This is a genomic window from Alteromonas sp. ASW11-130 (assembly GCF_026183735.1).
In the GTDB taxonomy this organism is placed as follows: Bacteria; Pseudomonadota; Gammaproteobacteria; order Enterobacterales; family Alteromonadaceae; genus Alteromonas.
In genome coordinates this window covers 97,720-118,288 of the sequence record NZ_JAPFRE010000045.1, presented here as the reverse complement: position 1 = coordinate 118,288, position 20,569 = coordinate 97,720, and the positions used below count along the sequence as shown (strand labels likewise).

Annotated in this window: 17 protein-coding genes; 14 read left to right on the top strand and 3 right to left on the bottom strand. The window is 44.1% G+C overall.

What is annotated here, in order from left to right:
* Positions 1-31: 31 nt before the first annotated feature.
* Entirely contained in the window at positions 32-1,669 is a 1,638-nt protein-coding gene (groL, locus tag OPS28_RS15675) for a chaperonin GroEL (RefSeq protein ID WP_265610404.1), read from the top strand.
* Positions 1,670-2,026: 357 nt separating this feature from the next.
* Here groL and OPS28_RS15670 read toward each other — a convergent pair whose 3' ends face one another.
* Positions 2,027-2,161 (bottom strand): hypothetical protein, encoded by a 135-nt coding sequence (locus OPS28_RS15670; protein WP_265610403.1) that lies wholly within the window; start codon positions 2,159-2,161, stop codon positions 2,027-2,029.
* 42 nt (positions 2,162-2,203) lie between these two features.
* Here OPS28_RS15670 and OPS28_RS15665 point away from each other — a divergent pair, with 42 nt between their 5' ends.
* The 3 genes from OPS28_RS15665 to speA all read left to right on the top strand — a co-directional run bounded on the left by OPS28_RS15665 (position 2,204) and on the right by speA (position 4,565).
* Positions 2,204-2,389 (top strand): hypothetical protein, encoded by a 186-nt coding sequence (locus OPS28_RS15665; protein WP_265610402.1) that lies wholly within the window; start codon positions 2,204-2,206, stop codon positions 2,387-2,389.
* A 5-nt stretch (positions 2,390-2,394) separates the two neighbouring features.
* Positions 2,395-2,553, top strand: coding sequence for a hypothetical protein (locus tag OPS28_RS15660; RefSeq protein ID WP_265610401.1), 159 nt, complete (start codon positions 2,395-2,397; stop codon positions 2,551-2,553).
* A 101-nt stretch (positions 2,554-2,654) separates the two neighbouring features.
* On the top strand, positions 2,655-4,565 hold the full coding sequence (gene speA, locus OPS28_RS15655; RefSeq protein ID WP_265610400.1) for a biosynthetic arginine decarboxylase: 1,911 nt from the start codon (positions 2,655-2,657) through the stop codon (positions 4,563-4,565).
* A 22-nt stretch (positions 4,566-4,587) separates the two neighbouring features.
* Here speA and OPS28_RS15650 read toward each other — a convergent pair whose 3' ends face one another.
* The gene (locus OPS28_RS15650) at positions 4,588-5,718 is read right to left on the bottom strand and encodes a serine hydrolase domain-containing protein (RefSeq protein WP_265610399.1); all 1,131 of its coding nucleotides are present in this window, start codon (positions 5,716-5,718) and stop codon (positions 4,588-4,590) included.
* A gap of 233 nt (positions 5,719-5,951) precedes the next feature.
* Between OPS28_RS15650 and OPS28_RS15645 the strand changes: the two genes are divergently transcribed.
* From OPS28_RS15645 to OPS28_RS15635, 3 genes are read left to right on the top strand one after another with little or no spacing between them, the layout of a single operon-like run.
* Positions 5,952-7,349 (top strand): DNA-3-methyladenine glycosylase 2 family protein, encoded by a 1,398-nt coding sequence (locus OPS28_RS15645; protein ID WP_265610398.1) that lies wholly within the window; start codon positions 5,952-5,954, stop codon positions 7,347-7,349.
* A complete protein-coding gene (locus tag OPS28_RS15640) occupies positions 7,343-7,804 on the top strand; it encodes a methylated-DNA--[protein]-cysteine S-methyltransferase (RefSeq protein ID WP_269468722.1) in 462 nt (153 codons plus the stop codon). The genes OPS28_RS15645 and OPS28_RS15640 overlap by 7 nt, the downstream gene beginning before the upstream one ends.
* A complete protein-coding gene (locus tag OPS28_RS15635; RefSeq protein ID WP_265610397.1) occupies positions 7,804-8,691 on the top strand; it encodes a DMT family transporter in 888 nt (295 codons plus the stop codon). Before OPS28_RS15640 ends, OPS28_RS15635 begins: the two co-directional genes overlap by 1 nt.
* A 93-nt stretch (positions 8,692-8,784) precedes the next feature.
* Here OPS28_RS15635 and OPS28_RS15630 read toward each other — a convergent pair whose 3' ends face one another.
* Complete coding sequence (locus tag OPS28_RS15630) at positions 8,785-10,206, bottom strand: sensor domain-containing diguanylate cyclase (RefSeq protein ID WP_265610396.1); 1,422 nt, start codon at positions 10,204-10,206, stop codon at positions 8,785-8,787.
* A gap of 215 nt (positions 10,207-10,421) precedes the next feature.
* Here OPS28_RS15630 and glmU point away from each other — a divergent pair, with 215 nt between their 5' ends.
* From glmU to OPS28_RS15595, 7 genes are all read left to right on the top strand, one after another.
* Entirely contained in the window at positions 10,422-11,786 is a 1,365-nt protein-coding gene (glmU, locus tag OPS28_RS15625; protein WP_265610395.1) for a bifunctional UDP-N-acetylglucosamine diphosphorylase/glucosamine-1-phosphate N-acetyltransferase GlmU, read from the top strand.
* A gap of 14 nt (positions 11,787-11,800) precedes the next feature.
* Positions 11,801-12,829, top strand: a complete 1,029-nt coding sequence (locus OPS28_RS15620) for a Gfo/Idh/MocA family oxidoreductase (RefSeq protein ID WP_265610394.1) — start codon at positions 11,801-11,803, stop codon at positions 12,827-12,829.
* Positions 12,830-12,929: 100 nt separating this feature from the next.
* The gene (locus OPS28_RS15615) at positions 12,930-13,700 is read left to right on the top strand and encodes a DeoR/GlpR family DNA-binding transcription regulator (protein WP_265610393.1); all 771 of its coding nucleotides are present in this window, start codon (positions 12,930-12,932) and stop codon (positions 13,698-13,700) included.
* A 9-nt stretch (positions 13,701-13,709) separates the two neighbouring features.
* Positions 13,710-15,542 (top strand): glutamine--fructose-6-phosphate transaminase (isomerizing), encoded by a 1,833-nt coding sequence (gene glmS / locus OPS28_RS15610; RefSeq protein WP_265610392.1) that lies wholly within the window; start codon positions 13,710-13,712, stop codon positions 15,540-15,542.
* Between the two features lie 183 nt (positions 15,543-15,725).
* Entirely contained in the window at positions 15,726-16,544 is an 819-nt protein-coding gene (locus OPS28_RS15605; protein ID WP_265610391.1) for a TnsA endonuclease N-terminal domain-containing protein, read from the top strand.
* Positions 16,531-18,615 (top strand): Mu transposase C-terminal domain-containing protein, encoded by a 2,085-nt coding sequence (locus OPS28_RS15600; RefSeq protein WP_265610390.1) that lies wholly within the window; start codon positions 16,531-16,533, stop codon positions 18,613-18,615. Before OPS28_RS15605 ends, OPS28_RS15600 begins: the two co-directional genes overlap by 14 nt.
* Positions 18,612-20,237 (top strand): ATP-binding protein, encoded by a 1,626-nt coding sequence (locus OPS28_RS15595; RefSeq protein WP_265610389.1) that lies wholly within the window; start codon positions 18,612-18,614, stop codon positions 20,235-20,237. The genes OPS28_RS15600 and OPS28_RS15595 overlap by 4 nt, the downstream gene beginning before the upstream one ends.
* Positions 20,238-20,569: the final 332 nt, after the last annotated feature.

Below are 20,569 nucleotides of genomic sequence, written 5' to 3'. Positions count from 1 at the left end.
ATCTGTTAACTGAATTTAGAGGAAAATAAACATGGCAGCTAAAGAAGTTCGTTTTGGAGATGACGCCCGCACAAAAATGCTTAAAGGCGTAAACACTCTGGCAAACGCAGTTAAAGTTACCCTTGGTCCAAAAGGCCGTAACGTAGTGTTAGATAAGTCTTTTGGCGCACCGACTATCACCAAAGATGGTGTGTCTGTAGCGAAAGAAATTGAGCTAGAAGACAAATTCGAAAACATGGGCGCACAAATGGTAAAAGAAGTTGCGTCTAAATCAAACGATGAAGCTGGTGACGGTACGACCACTGCGACTGTATTGGCACAATCTATCGTTACCGAAGGCTTAAAGTCTGTAGCAGCAGGCATGAACCCAATGGATCTTAAGCGTGGTATTGATAAAGCAGTCATTGCCGCGGTTGAAGAACTTAAAAACCTTTCGACGCCGTGTGCCGATAGCAAATCTATCGCTCAGGTAGGAACTATCTCTGCTAACTCTGATGCAGAAGTAGGCGAAATCATTGCTCAGGCGATGGAAAAAGTAGGTAAAGAAGGCGTTATCACTGTAGAAGAAGGTCAGGCGCTTCAAAACGAGCTTGACGTTGTTGAAGGTATGCAGTTTGACCGCGGTTATCTGTCTCCTTACTTCATCAACAACCAAGAAAACGGTACGGTTGAATTAGACAACCCGTTTATTCTATTGGTAGATAAGAAGATCTCTAATATCCGTGAATTGCTACCTACCCTTGAAGGTGTAGCGAAAGCGGGCAAGCCTCTTATGATCATTGCTGAAGACGTAGAAGGCGAAGCGCTTGCTACATTAGTAGTGAATAACATGCGCGGCATCGTTAAAGTCGCTGCGGTTAAAGCGCCTGGTTTTGGTGATCGTCGTAAAGCGATGCTTCAAGACATCGCTACACTTACTGGCGGTACTGTTATTTCTGAAGAAATCGGTCTTGAGTTAGAAAAAGCTCAGCTTGAAGATTTGGGTACAGCGAAGCGTGTTGTTATCAACAAAGACAACACCACTGTTGTAGATGGTGCAGGTGAGCAAGCAGCAATCGAAGGTCGTTGTTCGCAAATTCGCGGTCAAATTGAAGAATCAACTTCAGACTACGACAAAGAAAAACTTCAGGAGCGTTTGGCTAAGTTGTCAGGCGGTGTTGCAGTCATCAAAGTTGGTGCAGCAACAGAAGTTGAAATGAAAGAGAAGAAAGATCGCGTAGAAGATGCGTTACACGCTACTCGTGCAGCAGTAGAAGAGGGTGTGGTACCTGGAGGTGGTGTTGCTTTAGTACGTGCAGCAGCAAAACTAGCTGATCTTAAAGGAGATAACGAAGATCAGACTGTAGGTATCAAGCTTGCTCTTCGCGCTATGGAAGCACCGCTTCGTCAGATCGCGATTAACTCTGGTGCCGAGTCTTCAGTCGTTGTTAACGAAATTAAGAACGGTTCGGGCAACTTTGGTTACAATGCTGGTAACGACACTTACGGCGACATGTTAGAAATGGGTATTTTGGATCCAACAAAAGTAACCCGTTCTGCACTTCAATTTGCAGCATCAATTGCTTCATTGATGATTACAACTGAAGCAATGGTTGCTGAAATTCCTAAAGAAGAAGCACCTGCAATGCCTGACATGGGCGGCATGGGCGGAATGGGCGGCATGATGTAGGGCGCTGCCTTCCATCATCTTCCATTTCAGAAAGATTAAAAAAAGCACCTTCGGGTGCTTTTTTATTTGGCGTCAGACCCATACTACAATCGTACGTAAATTACCGCACTATAGCCATTCGTCAACGTTCACCCAACTGTTAGTCAACTTCCTCACCATCGTCTACTTCCGCACCATCGTCAACTTCCTAATCATCGTCATCCCGATGCAAATCGGGATCGTTTTGTATGTTTTCACAAACGTAAATAGCGTGTATGCCTGCGGTTTACGGGGTAACTTCCACACTCGATGCTGACGTAGGAGATCGTGATGTTCATCACGATGACGGTGTTTTTCTTGCGTTCGATAATGTTCGCACTACGACCATTCGTCAACTTCCGCACCGTCGTCAACTTCGTCACCATCATCAACTTCCGCACCATCGTCAACTTCCACACCATCGTCAACTTCGTCACCATCATCAACTTCCGGACCATCGTCATCCCGATGCAAATCGGGATCATTTGGATGTTTTCACAAACGTAAATAGCGCGTATGTCTGCGGTAGGCTGGGTAACTTCCACACTCGATGCTGACGAAGGAGTTCGTGATGTTCATCACGATGACGGTGTTTTTGTTGCGTTCGATAATGTTCGCACTACAACCATTCATCAACTTCCGCACCATCGTCATCCCGATGAAAATCGGGAACGTTTTAATTGTGGTCGCGAACGCAAATAAAGCGTATGTATTTGGTATTCTGGGGAACGCCAGCATCAGGTGGTGGCGAAGAAGCCCTGAGTTGGGCGAGTAAATCACTCGATGATGAGTTGAGTGAAGCGGTACGTTGCTGGATAAAAACCGATAGGAGCGAAATTGAAAATTTTTTCCCCTCAACTTATTAATTAAGATAGCATCCTATCTACCTACGACTATAATATCGGCGATATTAATGGCGCATATCAGCGCCCTATTTTTTCATTTACCACACAATAGGTGATTCACATTGTCCACTTGGAATATTGAGCAAGCTGAAAAAATGTATGGCGTTTCTCAATGGGGCGGAGGTTATTTTCAAATAGGTGAAAATGGCAACATCAAAGTGTTGCCAGATCCTACTAATTCCTCAGTCAGAATTGATTTCAAAGCTGTCATCGATGAAATTTGCGAAGAAGGCGTTCAATTCCCTGTTGTCGTTCGTTTTCACGACATTTTGCGTTCTCAGGTAGCTGCGTTGAATACTTCGTTCAGAGATATCATCAAAGAAGCTGAATACCAAGGCGAATATCAGGGCGTTTATCCTGTAAAAGTTAATCAGATGCGGGAAGTAGTAGAAGAAATTGTCGAAGCCGGCCAGCCCTTTAATTATGGTCTTGAAGCAGGGTCTAAAGCAGAGCTGCTTACCGTACTGGCGATGAACACAAATGAAGGCTCACTTACTATTCTTAATGGCTACAAAGATGAAGAGTTTATGCGTCTTGCGCTATTGGGTAGGAAGCTGGGACGGCGCATGGTGGTGGTGGTAGAAAAGTATTCTGAGTTGCTGTTATTGGTGAAAACATCGAAAGAGCTCGGCATCGAACCGATAATTGGCGTACGTGCAAAAATGACCGTAAAGGGAAGGGGGAAATGGGAGAGTTCAGGAGGTGAGCGGGCCAAGTTTGGTTTAACCATTACTGAGATCATAAATACCGCACGCTATCTAGAAGAACAAGGTATGAGCCATTGCCTCAAACTTCTTCATTTCCACATTGGTAGCCAACTTACCGACATCCGTGCCGTTAAAGAGGCCATGACTGAAGGGGCGCGAATTTACGCCGAGTTACATAAGATGGGCTTCCATCTGGATTATGTAGATGTCGGGGGCGGACTAGGTATCGACTATGATGGCACTAAATCCACTAATGAGTCTTCTCGCAATTACAATATGCAGGAATATGTAGCTGACGTGGTGTACGGGATGAAGGAGGTGTGCGACATGGAAGGCGTCCCTCATCCAAATTTGGTGAGTGAGAGCGGCAGAGCTATCACCGCGCATCACAGCTGCGTGGTGACACAAATTGTCGGAGAAATTCGCTCAGATAGCGCACAAATGGTCACAGACGAAGTGGAAGGGGAGCACATCTTTGTTAAGAATATTCGTGAATTGGCTGAGTCATTCGACCAACAAACTAATATGCAGGAAGTGTTTAATGATGCTTCACAATGGAAAGAGCAAGCCTTAGATGCGTTTAAGCTTCGCGTATTGACGTTAGAAGAGCTGGGTAAAATCGAAACGCTGTACTGGCAAATTATGGCCAAACTTCACGCTTACTACGCTACCCAGGAATATGTTCCGGAAGAGTTACAGGAATTAGCTTATAGCTTATCTTCGCAATATTTATGTAACTTTTCCGTGTTTCAGTCGGCCGCCGATACCTGGGCGATTGATCAGCTTCTACCCGTAGTGCCACTTACTCGGATGAACGAAAAGCCTACGGTAAACTGCTCTTTGGTAGATATCACCTGTGACAGCGACGGCAAAATTGATCAGTTCACTATCGGGCGTGAAATTACCGATATTATGCCGATGCATAAACTTAAAAAAGACGAAGAATACTATATAGGGTTATTCTTAACTGGTGCATACCAGGATGTGATGGGGGATATGCATAATTTGTTTGGTCGCTTAAATGAAGTACATATTTTCAGTTACGATGATGATCCACAGGATTTTTATATCGAAGAAGTAGTGAAAGGCTCTTCGGTAGAAGATGTACTTAATATAATGCAATACAATCCACGAGCTATGGCATCAGATGTTAAGCGCATGATTGATAAGCAGATTTCTTCTGGAAAAATTAATCCTCGGGAAGGGGTGAAATGGACTGATTTTTATGAAAGCTGTTTAAGTGGATATACCTATCTTAAAACCTGATAGCTCACCCATGGCGGCGAATTTAATTTGCCGCCTTGGCTTTGTGTTTGAAATAACGCTTCCAAAATTCAGCCGTGGTGGTATTGATTAAATTTGATTCGGCATTCATTAACATGACATAACCAGATTTAAAATCAGGTGCGAAGGCGACATCGGCGCGATATCCCTTTACCCAACCGCCATGGTAAATAATGCGGTGACCGTTAAAGTCATACACACGCCAACCTAGCCCATAGTGGGCGTCTTGGAGATCACCACGCCACCCTCTGCGATACGTTTCTCGTTTAGTTTTCACGCGCGGGGCGGAAACCGTTTCGATAATTTCAGGCGGTAAAACAGTGGGAAATTCACCGAGTAAGGCTTGTAGGTAAATTGTCATATCACTGATGCTTGCATTAACACCTGCCGCGGGGGCGAAACGGTAATAATTACTTTCGATTTCCCCTTCTCTCCATCGATTACGAGCAATGGCAATATGCGGCCGCGCCCATTGTTCAGAGTTCAGTAATCCTCCCTTTCCCGCACTGGCGTTTTCCATGCCTAAAGGTAGAAACAATTGTTCCTGAAGTTGACGGTGATAAGATGTTTCGTGGTTGATTAAATAATTTTCTATCGCGCCGAAGAGCGCATTTTGATAGGTATAGCAATCGCCGGGCGAGCAAATAGGTTCAAGTTTGGCTAAGTAAGACAGTACGCGATCTAACGAATAGTCAGCTTCGATTAAATTATCGTAAGCATTGGGCATAAATCCGCTGGACTGTCCGACAATGTGCTCAAGCGCCAGAGCATTCATTCCTTTACCAGCGAAATTTTGCTGGGGAACCAGTTCATGAATTTTGGTATCCCATCTCAACTCACCCTGCTCAATCAATTTGGCCATAAGTAGGCCGGTAAAAGTTTTTGACACTGACGCCAATCGAAACACCGTGTCCTTACCTACTGCTTTTCCTTTGGCATGGGTTTTACCATGAACAAATATTTTGGGGGTCTCGCCTTGCTGATAATAAACAAACGCATACCCGGGGATTTTATATTTGCGTGCTTCACGCTTTACATGATTAGCATAACTTTGCAGCCACTGCTCTGCCGCATGCACGGTGGTGATGCTTGCTAGAATGCAAAATATAATGAAAAAGTGCGATATAAACCGCATATGACTGTGCAATGCCACCCCAAAATTGATTGTTCTTTAGCGCGATGTAAGGGTTCTAATCGAGCTATTATGCTGGGCTGTGATATGAGGATCAACTGCTGATTTATTTAAGCCGCTGAAAACGTCCGGCCACCACTGCTAAAAAGCGACTATTCAGTTCCGAATTCGTCGCATTTAAAGTATGAAATCAGATTACACTGTAACTTGTTTAAAACGAGCGAATCGAAACGACCATGACAGAGAGCACTTTGCAAACTTACCAGATAGCGCGGGCCAGCCGGGATAGACGTTTTGACGGTAAATTTTTTGTGGCAGTGAAAACTACGGGTATTTTCTGTCGTCCAATTTGTCCCGCTCGACTTCCTGCTGAAAAAAACGTCGAATACTATGATTTAGCTGCTCAGGCTATGGAACACGGCTATCGTCCCTGTCTGCGGTGTCGACCTGACAGTGCGCCGGGTTCGTGTGCCTGGCAGGGCGTGAACACCACTATTCAACGCGCACAAAGCCTGCTAAGCGAAATCCCAATTGAACCTGTAGAGCACATTGCCGCTAGACTAGGTATTAGTTCTCGTTATCTAAATAAGCTATTTATTGAAAATTTAGGGGTTAGTCCCAAGCGATTTCAACTTTCTAATCAACTGATGTTGGCCAAGCGACTGTTGCAAGATACTATGCTTCCTATAGAAATGATTGCTGAAGCGGCTGGCTTTTCCTCTACTAGACGGCTGCAAAGTCTAATAAAACAACATTGGCAACTTACTCCTTCTGCAATTAGAAAGAAGTCGCAGAAGGAAGTATGTCAACTGCACACGGCAGCAGTGAAATTCGAGCTTGCCTATCGCCCCCCTTATAATTGGGAGTGGGTCCGAAATTTTCTTTCACAACGAACGATTGTAGGTGTAGAAATAATTACAGAAAATGCTTATACACGTGTTTTTGAGATTAACGGTAGACACGGGCAGGTTACGGCAACACATAATGCTGAACGATTTGTATTTGATGTAGAGATAAAACTTGAAGACTTAACGTATCTGCAAAAAGTTATTCGAATAATTAGCCGCGTATTAGACGTTGAAGCAGATCCCGATCTAATTGAAAATGCACTAAGGAATAGCGGCTTGACCGCCAAGCAGGTTTGCGAAGGCCTTCGTCTTCCCGGCGCTTTTAACGAGTTTGAGGCCGGGTGTAGAGCAATTTTAGGACAGCAGGTAACGCTAAACGCGGCAACCAAACAATTAAACAATCTGGTGGCGAACTTATCTCAACCGTCACCATACGGATTAGCGTTCCCCACTCCCTTACAAATTGCATCGAGTGATTTAACCTTTTTACGTATGCCACAGCAGCGGAAAATAGCATTGAGGCAGTTTTCAGAGCTATTTTGTGAAGCGAAAGGAAACCGTCCAAGTAATGAAGCAATATTAGCGGTGAAAGGCATTGGCGAGTGGACCCTAAACTACTTTTTAATCCGAGGATGCGGTGCACCAGATATCTTTCTAGAAGGAGACTTGATTGCCAGAAATATGGCTAAAAAACTTTCGACAAAAGTTAATGACGCGTCGCCCTGGCGAAGTTATCTGACACTTAACATGTGGTATCTTGCAACACAGGAAATGAAAAAATGCTGAATCACTTTAACCAGTTTCTCGAGAGCCCCCTTGGTGTGCTCGAGGTGACGGCCTGTAACGATGGCATTACAGCAGTAAAATTCTGTGAAACGAAAGCTGAGCAGAGACCTAACTCCCATACTCAACAGGGATGTGAACAACTGTCGGCCTATTTTGCCAATAAATTAACCGCATTTTCGCTGCCGCTCTGTCCACGTGGCACCCCCTTTCAGCAGCAGGTTTGGCAAGCGCTTCAACAAGTTTGTTATGGCCAGACCGCCAGTTATGCCGATATTGCTCGCCGTATCCAAAATACGAAAGCGGTGAGAGCGGTTGGCATGGCGAATGGCCGTAATCCGATTGCTATTATCGTTCCGTGTCATCGCATCATAGGCAGTAACGGGTCACTGACCGGTTATGCGGGTGGATTAGAGCGCAAAGCGTACTTATTAAAAATGGAAAAGAAGGAGCAATAATGCCGGTAAAAGATTTGGCCGCGCTCCTGCTTCTGGGGGCTATCTGGGGAGCATCTTTTATTTTTATGCGCGTGGCGGTACCAGAATTTGGTGTATTTGCATTAGTTGAAGTGCGTACTTTGCTAGCGACCATCGTTTTGTTGGCGGTATTAGTGTTTAGAAGCGGCATGCGGGATATGTTCACTCATTGGAAGGCCATAGCGCTGATAGGCGCAGTAAATACCGCTATTCCGTTTGTGCTATTCAATTACAGCAGTTTGTATTTAGAAGCGGGAGTGAATGCAATTTTAAACGCTACCGCGCCTATGTTTGGCGCCGTAATCGCCTTTCTTTGGCTATGCGATAAACTATCTAAAAAAGCAGTGTTAGGATTATTGCTCGGGTTTGCTGGTGTGATAATGATTAGTCTGCAAAAAATGGGTGAGCAGGGCGTGACAATTATTCCAATCATTACCGCGTTACTCGCGACGACTTGTTACGGCTTAGCTGCCAGTATGATGAAAAAGTATCTACAGGGGGTGAAACCATTAGCGGTTGCCACGGGCAGCCAGGCTTCTGCGTCCCTATTATTAATGCCGTTTGCAATTTATACCATGCCTGAAACGATGCCGTCGGTGGTGGCATGGAATAATGCAATTGCATTAGCTGTATTAGGTACCGGCATCGCCTATATTCTTTACTTTAGCTTAATTGCGAATATCGGGCCCGCCAAAGCGATAACGGTTGCCTACTTAGTACCATTATTCGGGATAGTGTGGGGATTAGTATTTTTGAGCGAAAAACTCTCGCTGCCAACGCTCATGGGCGGGGGGTTAATTTTAATAGGCGTTGCAATGACGACGGGTGTATCGGTATCGCTGTTCAAGCGCCGCCGAGCCCCCGCATAAAAGCAACCCCCGTTAAGACCGCTCGCAATGAGAAAAAGAGTCAGCGCCAGATAACTAGCTTATAGATGCTGACGCTTTTGTATCGCTTTTCCTTCATTCTATTAACTGCATTCGCACTAGATTGCAGCCATCTCGCCGTGCTTGATAAAGCGCATCTTCTGCATTAATCGTCACTTCGCCCATTGGCCGCGGGGTGGCTGTGAACGATACACCAAATGAAGCCGTAATCCTTAAGTTTGGTTGGCTGTCAGGCCCTGGCATCGTAGCAATCCCATAGCGAAGCTGGTTGGCAAAATCGTAAGCTTCATGGGGGCCCAAACGAGGTCGTAGAATAATAAATTCTTCACTGCTCCAGCGCCCTAACACATCGTTGTCTTTTAGCTGGCTAGACAGGTAGCTGGATACTTTGTCTAAGACTTCATCCGCTACATTGCGCCCATAGGTATCGCTTAGCTGCGGAAAATTATCTACATCAACAAGAATAATACTGAGCGATTGATCTCGCTCGAGTAATTTCTGATAGTACGATTCCATCTCCTCCCGTGGGGGCAAGCTGTAATTGTGGCGTATCACCAAATCAGCATTGATATCGCGGCGAAAATAGTACATCAGGTGGTAAACCATCATGAACAATGAGAATACTACCACTAGCAGCGTCACGACACTGAAGATAAACCCCTGTGAAATTTCAGATTGCCGCTTTTGCAATGGACTCAGTAGATACACTGTCCAGTTAAATTGATTTAGTTTTACTTCCGCTATCAGGTAATCTTCGTGCTCGATGCTGATCAATTTATTGTTAAGATCACGTTGTAGCTGCACGTCCTTGGGAAGACTGGCAAACCAGGCTAATTCAGATAAATTAGTAAAATTTGAGTTATCCGCCATTAAATCGGCATCCGAGGACAACATAATGTCCCCTTTATTATCGACAAATAAAAAATCATAGCCGAATTGTTGTTTGTAGGTATCAAAAATATCCACAAAACTACGCAGGCTTTTGCCAATTCCAAAAAAACCGAGGAATTCCCCAAAGTCATTAAAAATTTTGATATCGATGAAAAAGTGCGGATTTTCCCATTTTCCAATGTCGGCGACTTTATCTTCCGGCATATCTTTATACTTAAAGTACCAACTAACGTCGCCCTCTGTAAGTGAGCGTTTACTTCCATCTGCGTCGTATTGCATTCTCGCTTTTTCGCTCGCTAAGAAGAAGAATAAATCAAATTCATTTTGCAATCGTTGAAGTGTCTTAAACACCGCTTCTTCATCGATTTCCTCAGCATTTAACAGTAGTTCTACTTCCTGAGACTTACCTAACACCTCGGATACATGCAAAGGTTTAAGAAGTTGCTCAACTATTAATGAAATAGCGGGAGAAAGAGATTGTTGTTGCGCACGGCTTTGTTCAGCAACAATATTGGAAATACTGACATGTACTAGCGTAACAATGGAAATAATAACAACGGCAAACAGCAACAGAAAACTTCTGTGCAACATCCTAAAGGCCTTCACAAGCTACGCTCGCTCCCTGGGTAACGTTAAAAGCAACTAAGACTTTATTATAGTCTTTTGCATTAGTATACCGGCTCAAAATTTAATCTTCCAGATTGGCGTGATGATCTTTTGGTTTGGTATGCACAAATAATCCATACAATCGCTGACTTAATCAGCTGCCTTCGTTAAACTAGAAGCATTTACACAATCAGAAATTATTCACAGGACAAATTATGGCGTTTTCAGTAGTCATCTTGGCTGCAGGTAAAGGGACTCGTATGAAGTCATCTTTACCCAAAGTTTTACACAAAGTGGGTGGCATCCCCATGGTTCAGCGCATTATCAATACGGTTGAAGCAATGGCAGCCCACAATGTGCATCTGGTATACGGTCACGGCGGTGATCAACTGAAAACGAGTATTGAAGGTAAACGTTTGAATTGGTGTTTACAAGCCGAGCAGTTGGGAACCGGTCACGCAGTGCAACAGGCCGCAGACCATATAAAAGACGACGAAGATGTCATGATTCTGGTAGGTGATGCCCCCTTGATTCAACAACAAACACTCGAACGTTTGGTAGCGGTGAAAGCTGAATGCGATCTGGCGCTGTTAACCGTTGAATTAGACGATCCAACAGGTATGGGCCGAATTGTCCGCAATGGTGAACAGATTAGTGCCATTGTAGAACATAAAGATGCCACGGAAGCACAGCGTCTTATACGTGAAATTAACACCGGTATGATGATCATGGGAGGGGCCGACCTAAAGCGCTGGCTGAAGTTGCTCGGGAACAGTAATGCGCAAGGTGAATACTATTTGACTGATGTAATCGAAATGGCCGCTAAAGAAGGCAAAGTGATTAAAGCGGCTCAGCCTGATTCAGCAGTAGAGGTTGAAGGCGTTAACAATCGTATTCACCTTGCTGGCATTGAACGTGCTTTACAGCACAGAGAAGCCGTGACGTTAATGACTAACGGGGCAACCCTGGCTGACCCTGCGCGAATCGATGTGCGCGGCAACGTGACTACCGGGCAGGATGTGTTTATTGACATTAACGTTGTTATGCAAGGTACCGTTAAAATTGGTAACAACACGTCTATTGGCGCAAATTGTGTGCTGATTGACTGTGAAATAGGCGACAACGTAGTAGTAGACTCCCATTCAGTTATTGAAGGGGCTAAGGTAAGTGAAAACTGTGTGATAGGGCCGTTTGCGCGTCTTCGTCCTGGAGCAGTAATGAAGCCAAACGCGAAGGTGGGCAACTTTGTAGAAATGAAAAAGTCCATTCTCGGAGAAGGTGCAAAAGTCAATCATTTAACCTATCTCGGCGATGCAGAAGTAGGAGCAAAAGCGAATATTGGGGCCGGTACAATCACCTGCAATTATGATGGCGTAAACAAGTCCAAAACCATCATTGGTGAAAATGCGTTTATCGGTTCTAATTCTTCGTTGGTTGCACCGGTGAAAATCGGCGATGGCGCCACGGTAGGCGCGGGTTCTGTTATTACGTCAGAAGTCAGTAGCGATTCGCTTGCCGTCGCTCGTGGTAAGCAACGCAACATTGAGGGTTGGAAACGGCCCACTAAAAAATCCAGCTAAAGGAAAAACGCAGCATGGTAATAGAAACTTTACTAGTAGGTTTCGGCTATGCTGCGACTACCTTTCACCTTCCTTTTCTACAAACTTTAAACGAATTTGAAATATCGGGCGTAGTTTCATCTGACGCTGGTAAAGTTCATACTCTGCTACCTGAATGTAGAGTCTATGCATCGCTTGATGAAGCTTTGGTTAGTCAGTCGTTTAATTTGGTAGTTGTGACTACGCCAAATCAATTACACAGCTCACAAGCCAAAAAAGCATTGTTGGCCAAAAGTCATGTTTTAGTAGAAAAACCCTTTACGCTATCAGTTTCAGAGGCAAGTGAATTATTTGGGTTAGCTGAACACAATAAATTGGCCCTCTGCGCGTTTCACAATCGCCGATTTGACGGCGATTTTCTCAGCGTTAGCAAGCTGATAGAAAACAAAAAGCTAGGTGACATAAAGCGTATCACCTCGCGCTTTGATCGGTTTCGGCCTCAACCTAAAGATCGATGGCGAGAAAGTACTGAAAAAGGAAGCGGTATTTTCTGGGATCTCGGGCCGCATCTTATCGATCAAGCCATCGCGTTATTCGGCAAACCAGTTAGTGTAAGTGGGTATTTACAAATATTGCGTGAAAATAGTAAAGCAGTAGACAATTTTGAGCTAACTCTTCACTACGAGGGACTAAACTATCATGTAGGAAGTTCGCCTTTTCAAGCAAATGAAACATTACGTTTCGAATTACAAGGAACGAAAGCGAGTTACCGACAATTTGGGTTGGATCCTCAGGAAGAACAGTTAAAAAGAGGTACGTCCCCCTCAGAGCAGAGGTTCGGTTTGGGAGCAAATGAGGGACAGCTATGTACGCTGGATAAATGCGAAGCTGTGGCAATTGAAGCTGGACAATACGTGCAATTCTATTCGCGAGTGGCACAATCTATTCTGGGTTCCCAACCACCGCCAATTAGTGCAGACGAAATACTTACAACGATAAAAATATTAGCATCTGTAGCTGAGGCAGCGGAAGCTAACCACGGTCATGTTTCGCTCAATTTATAAGCAGTAATAAAAAAACATACCCGAAAAAAGAGCAATTTTACTTGCAATTCGAAAATTAAAGCTTACGATATCTTTCAAATCGAAACTTTATATTTAAGTCATGCTTAAACGGAATACCCAACAACGCCGTCGCGCAATAGTAGAACGCCTTCGTGTCAACGGCGACGTAGCGGTGGATGAGCTTGCGCAGCTCTTCTCAACTTCAGAAGTAACCATCCGCAAAGACCTGACTGAACTAGAAAGTAACGGATTGTTGTTACGTCGTTTCGGCGGCGCGGTGCGTGTACCGGCAGAAAATGAAGCTGTATGTGACAATGAAGTTTCGAAACGAAAATTCGATATAGCTATCGCCGCCGCTCAACTGATTAAAGACCATCAGCGTATTATCATCGACAGCGGAAGCACTACAGCTGCACTAATGCCATTATTAGCCAGTAAACGGGGATTGGTGGTAATGACCAATTCGCTGCATGTGGCACATACGCTTTTAGAGCTGGAAAATGAACCGCAGGTATTAATGACCGGTGGTACGTGGGATTCGCTTTCTCATTCCTTTCAAGGGCAAATGGCTGAATCCATGCTGCAAGCATATAATTTTGATATTGCCTTTTTAGGCGCCGCGGGACTTGATCTCAAAAGGGGTACAACCACGTTTAATGAGCTAACGTCATTAAGTCGTGTTATGGCTGAGGTGTCATCTCAAGTAGTAGTGATGGCCGAATCTGAAAAGCTGACCCGCAAGATTCCGAATGTAGAATTACCCTGGTCTTCAATAACTACATTGGTGACCGACAGCGAAATAAATAACGAAGCAATTACACAAATTGAAGCATACGGTGTGGATGTTATCTGCGCCGCCGCCAATAATTAGGAGTCATATATGTGCGGAATAGTGGGCGCAGTCGCCGAACGTAACGTAGTAGAAATTTTACTGGAAGGCTTAAAGCGCCTTGAATATAGAGGATATGATTCGGCGGGTATCGCCCTATTACAGGCCGATGGCTCATTAAATCGTATCCGGCGCACCGGCAAAGTACAGGAGCTTGCTGATGCGGTCGCACAAAATGAAGCGCTTGGAAGCACGGGTATTGCACATACTCGGTGGGCTACCCATGGTGGTGTAACCGAAGCAAATGCACATCCTCACTTTTCGAATGACCGTGTGGCTGTAGTGCATAACGGTATCATCGAAAATTATCAGAATTTGCGCACTTCGTTAAAAGAAAAAGGGTATTCCTTTACCAGTGACACCGACACCGAAACGATAGCACATACAGTTCACGAAGAATTAAACACCGGCGTATCATTACTTAAAGCGGTACAAAATGCAGTGAAGCAATTTCATGGTGCATACGGCACTGTCATTGTCGATAAGAAAGATCCGTCTCGTCTCGTTGTGGCTCGTTCGGGTAGTCCACTCGTCATCGGTTTAGGGTTAGGGGAAAACTTCATCGCCTCTGACCAAATGGCGCTTTTACCAGTGACTCGTCGCTTTATTTTCCTTGAAGAAGGTGATGTTGCAGAAATTACCCGTCGAGAAGTAAACGTGTTCGACAAAGAGGGTCAGCCTGTCGAACGTGAAGTGATTGAATCGAATATCGAGCACGATGCTGGTGATAAGGCGGGTTATCGTCATTATATGCTTAAAGAGATCCACGAACAGCCTACCGTTGTCCGAAATGCTTTAAAAGATCGTCTGGGTGAGAACGATATTGCCGATGCTATTTTTGGCGCTGATGCCGAAGACATTTTTGCTAAAGTTAAGCACGTCCAGATTATCGCTTGCGGTACCAGCTATCATGCTGGGATGACAGCCCGTTATTGGCTTGAACAGTATGCAAACGTATCGTGCGGTATCGAGATAGCGTCCGAATTCCGTTATCGTAAATCCGTTGTGCATGAAAACAGCCTGTTAGTGACTATCTCTCAATCTGGAGAAACCGCAGACACGCTAGCGGCACTGCGCTTGGCGAAAGAGCTTGGGTATATGTCAAGTTTGACCATCTGTAACGTACCAGGTTCTTCTTTGGTGCGTGAATCAGATTTAGCTTTTATGACCAAGGCCGGTGCCGAAATAGGGGTAGCTTCAACTAAAGCGTTTACTACCCAGCTAACGGCTTTCTTGATGCTCACAATTGCATTGGGTAAACACAATGGATTGAGTCCAGAGAACAAAGAAAACATTATTTCAGCGTTACATAGTTTACCCTCTAAACTTGAAGAAACCCTGGCTATTACCCAAGGTATCGAAGATTTAGCCGAAGAATTTGCCGATAAGCATCATAGTTTGTTTTTAGGTCGCGGTGACCAATACCCCATCGCGATGGAAGGTGCGCTTAAATTAAAAGAAATCTCGTATATTCACGCAGAGGCGTATGCTTCAGGCGAATTGAAGCACGGCCCGCTGGCATTAATTGACGAAGAAATGCCTGTAATCGTGGTTGCGCCAAATAACGAACTATTAGAGAAGCTTAAATCGAATGTTGAAGAAGTGCGCGCCCGTGGTGGAATCATGTATGTATTCGCTGATAAGGATGCGCATTTCGCTTCTGACGAAACAATGCGCGTAATCAACGTCCCACACTGTGAAGCGCCTATAGCACCGATTATCTATACGATCCCTTTGCAACTACTTTCTTATTATGTAGCTTTGATTAAAGGAACAGACGTGGATCAACCGCGTAATTTAGCTAAATCGGTTACGGTGGAATAACGGTGGTTAAATTAGTGACATCAAGTGTTAGAGCATATTATATTTGGTTCAATGTATATTATATTTGGTTCAGTCTGAATAATTAGCCATATATTTGGTTCTGTTTAAATAATTAGCTCTAAATTTGGTTCTTAAAAAATAATGGTTTATGCTCATTATCTATGTAGGTGATGAGCGTAAACTATGACTAAAATGGGATGGCTAACGAAAGCAGAGGTAAAAAAGCGGTTCGACAGCGGCAGAGGAGTTGGTCGCGGCCTCGACTATCAACCTTGGATTCGAATCCAAGAAATATCCAGCGACGGTACAAGTTATCGAGCGCTCTCGCACACTTCAGGAAGGGTTGTTCACCTACTTTCTAAACTTGAATTTCTCACATTTTCGCTTTGCGACTGGAATGAGAACATCTGCGACATTCGTGAGCAGTACCCATTTGATCTTGAAACTTCTCTTGAAGTTGCTGAAAAGGCGGGCATAAAGCATCCCCAAAAAGGCAATAAATTCCACGTTTTTACTACAGATCTTCTACTCAATTGGGACCCTCTGGACAACAAAAGAACCGCCATACAAGTCAAATATGTTAAAGATCTAATGGATAGGGAAACCGTCGCCAAACTTGAAATAGAAAGGCGATGCTGCATGGCAAAAGGAATCGAATGGCAGCTGATCACAGAGTTGGATATTCCGCGTATTCATCAAGCCAACGTCGATTGGATATTGGGAGGCAAAGACCTTCACTTAGAAGAGGACTTCGAGACAGGAGTAATGGACATCTGGTGCGAGATATCAACAAGACCAGAATTGAAGCTTGCCAAGGCTTGTGCTGATTATGATAAGCGGCACGGTCAACCCTCTGGTGAGTCGCTAAGGCTAGTTCGTAATGCTTTTGCCTGCCGAATTTTAATATTCGATATAAGCCTGCCATATCAAAATCTCGTTTGTGGAGATTTAATTTCCATTTCCCCAAAAGTAAGTACTGGTGGCTTGTATGCTATTGGTTAACGTTGTTATCAAGCATCTTGGACGGCATTTCCGCGTTTTAGACGTACGTACTGAGCATTGCTTTTGGATAGATATTCACGAAAAATACGCTGACCCAGAGCCATTTGAAAAGCACGAAATAGCGAAGGCCCTGTCCACTAAAAAAGCTGAAATCGTCGAAGACCCTTTTAGTGAAGCTGCGTCACAGAAGCCGTCTGACTCTCAACAGCAGCGTCTAGAAGAAATATGGCAGGTGATGCAAAAGGTCAACAACCACCCTTTGCGACTATATCGGCATGCATGGCCTAATTTGTATCGAGAAGTAATCGAAAATAGCGAAATCACTTATACCAAAAAGCACTTCTACACCTTGCTACGTAAGTTCTTGCAACGCGGCCAGAACAAAAATGCGTTGTTGCCGGACTTTAATAAACAAGGTGCACCAAATAAGCCTCGGAAGATAAGCACTAAAAAAGTGGGACGAACACGCACGGTTACGGTTGGTACGGGTATTCCTATTACCGAAGAAATAAAAGTTATTTTTAGGAATGCAATCGATTCATATTATCTAAATTCAACACGAATGCCATGGAGCAAAATCCTTAAAAAAGTAGAATTGAAATTTAGACAACAGTTTCCCAATGTTTCAAGCAGAGATTATCCAACCATTACGCAGCTTAAGCATCTGTTCTCAATGGAATATAAAGCTGCTGACACCGCCAAAGCGAGAAGCTCGCAAATAACTTACGAGAAGGACGTTAGGCAATTAACAAGCACAGCCACCGCTCAGGTGCTTGGTCCCGGAGATAGATACGAATTCGATGCGACTATTATTGATTTATATCTCGTCAGCGAAATAGACCCGACAAAAATTATCGGTCGACCAACCCTCTTGCTGGTAATTGACGTATTTTCTCGGCTAGTTACAGGATACTACTTAACGTTTGAGCCAGCTTCCTATGTGCTTGCTATGATGAGCATAGCTAACTGCTTGGAAAATAAAGTTGATGTGTGTCGTAGATTGGGTATTTCGATTGATTTCGAAGATTGGCCTGCAATTGGATTACCAACTGCAATTTTAGCGGACAAAGGTGAGCTACTCACTCATCAGGCCGAATCTTTAGTAAATACTTATAACGTTCGTATTGAGAATGCTAAAGCGCGACGAGGAGACGCAAAAGGCATCGTTGAGCAAAGATTCAGAACCATTCAAGCAGACTTTATTCCGTATACACCCGGAGCCGTAACCACAGAAACGGTCAAAAAACGTGGTGGAAAAGACTACCGTCTTGATGCCCAATTAACACTTCGACAATTGGAAGAAATTCTTGTTTTACTCATCTACAAGCACAACCTAAACGTGATGAGTAAATACGACGCTGACAGTGGTATCCCTGAAAGCCTCCCTCGTACTCCGAAAAATCTATGGCAGTGGGGAATAGAGAATCGTTCAGGAGCATTAAAGAATGCCAGCCTTGAGGACTTCAAGATTCACACTTTGCCGAGAGAAATGGCCACTGTTTCCAACGAAGGGATAAAATTCCAATCCCTAACCTATAGCTGTCCTGAAGCCTTTAAACTGGGTTGGTTCCTAAGAGATAAGCACCGCACAAGGCCTCAAAAAGTAGAGATTGGCTACGATCCTCGCACAACAAATAGCATATACATTTTTCCAGAAGGTCAAAAGCAGGTGTACTGGGTTGCCAATCTTACCGACCGCAGCCGCGCTTTTCAGAACATGACATTTTACGAAGCTAAGCAAACAATTCGAAAAATTAAGTTGTCTGGGGATGCTGAGGTAAAAGCCAATAAGGACAAATTACTTGATGCAGAGCAGGCCATTGAAAAACGTATTGAAGCAGCCAAAAAACAAGGGCGCTTATCTACCGATAATACGTCAGCTCGCGCTAAGTTAAGCGCAATAAAAGGTAACAAAAAAGAAGCTATCGCCGAAGAGCGGAAAAATCGTTCGGTTGGTGCTGAAACTCGAAAAGCTGATGCTCAAGTACCTGACAATGTAGCGCCAATTGTAAAGACTGACGACTTTTCACACCCCGATATTCCAGATGATATTTACGGAGACGAAGATTGAAAATTAATCATGTAGCTGTAACAGCAAACTATGTCGATCCGGGGTTAGCGGAATATCGAGGCAATCCACTCATCGAGGCTTTACCTCAAATTTGCCACGATGATATCGCTTTAGCCAAAGCGTTGGCGTCGCGCCCAACACACAGCGAAGATGACCTTAATTTGCACCCTCGGCTCAGACTGCACGCCATTGCTCGACTAGTAAACGGAGAGTTTTTTCATCCGCTGCCTAGCCATTTAAATTTAGAGAAAAAGTTATCGCTAATGATCCGTAGCGGATACGTCAAAAGAAACCCCGCGAAAAATCTCGACAAGCAGCTCATTCAAGAGAACTATTTGAGAACACAGGGAAAGGAAGGGAGCATAGAGATTTTTCCGACAACCGACCGCTCAGTTCAAAGTACCACCCTCATCGGCTGTTCGGGTAGTGGCAAATCGACCGCCGTTAAAAAAGTGCTATCTACCTATCCTCAACTGATTGAGCATCCTGATTACAATATGCATAGGCAGCTTACTTACGTAATTGTTGAGTGCCCGTTTAATGGAGACCTAGCCAACCTATGTAGCAATTTCTTTCATGCGATCGATGAAGTTCTGGGAACAACCTACCATCAACGCTACAGTCAGCAAATTCGTATTGGTGAAAAAACCATGTTGCAGGCTATGACCCAAATTGCTATCGAGCATTCGCTCGGATTGCTTGTAATAGATGAAATTCAGCACTTACAAGACACCAAGGCTAAACGTGATGAGTTACTCAATTTTTTTACCGAGCTTACCAATACCATTGGCATTCCGATTCTTTTGATTGGTACACCAAAAGCAAAAGGTATTTCGAAAGACCTACGCGGCGGTAGGCGAGAAATAGGTTTCGGCAGTTTGGAGTGGGGTATCTCGAAAACTCAACAAGACATTCAGCATTGGAATCGATTTGTTAAGCGCTTATGGCGCTTCCAATGGGTGAAGAAACGCACACAGGAGCCTTCTGCGGACGTTCTCGAACATTTATTTATGCTATCTCAGGGAATTATCGATATCACCGTTAAGCTATTTGTGATTGCGCAAATACGAGCCATTGTATCCAAGGCAGAAGAATTAACGATTCCTCTTTTTGATACGGTGTATGCGGAAGAGATGAAGAGTGTTCACCCCATGCTAGGAGCACTCCGTTCATGTAACATCAGCCAAATAGAGAAATACTCTGACTTGACCTTGCCCAAAGTGGATATTGAAAAAATAGTGAGTGGCATGCCACAACGTCTCGATAACGAACCTGTTTCAGATAGTACTGAGCCTGAAGACAGCGAACTTAAGCTGCTTCTTCAGGTATTCAAACTTGATTATAAGGAGCACATCACTGAAATCGCTCTATTGAAAGATGAATTTCCCGGCATTGATGACATGACACTGGCAAGAAAACTTATCGCGCAAGTAGAAGCTAGCTCGCGGAATATACAATCAATAAAAGTTAAAGAGAAAGGCAAAAAGCCTGACATTATCCCATTATCGAAATGGAATAAGCTCGACCATGACGATTTACGTTACATCCTTTCCCAGTCTAAAACGGAATCTGAGATGCATTCCAATCTGGTAAATATGGGTTTGATAGCCTCGCTGTCATGAGCCTTGCGTGCTGCGAAAGATGTTGAACTTAAAGATACCAGCACATGACTTAATTGGCTTTCTGATGTTTTAGAGCTATTTTAAACCTGAGGTTGAGTATGATTTGGGAGTCACCCGCTAATCAGCGCTCCTCTCTCTCACTAAGAATACATTCTCCCTGTATAAGGAATGGGAATGATTTGTATGAACCTTCTCAGACAAGCGGAAAACTGAGACGTATTAGAGCCAATGGTGAAATAGCTGAAGGTTTTTTTAAGGATGACCAGTTCACCATAGAGCAGGGATGAGTCTTTGCGACAGTCAGATTAAAGAATGGACTAGTACACCTCAAG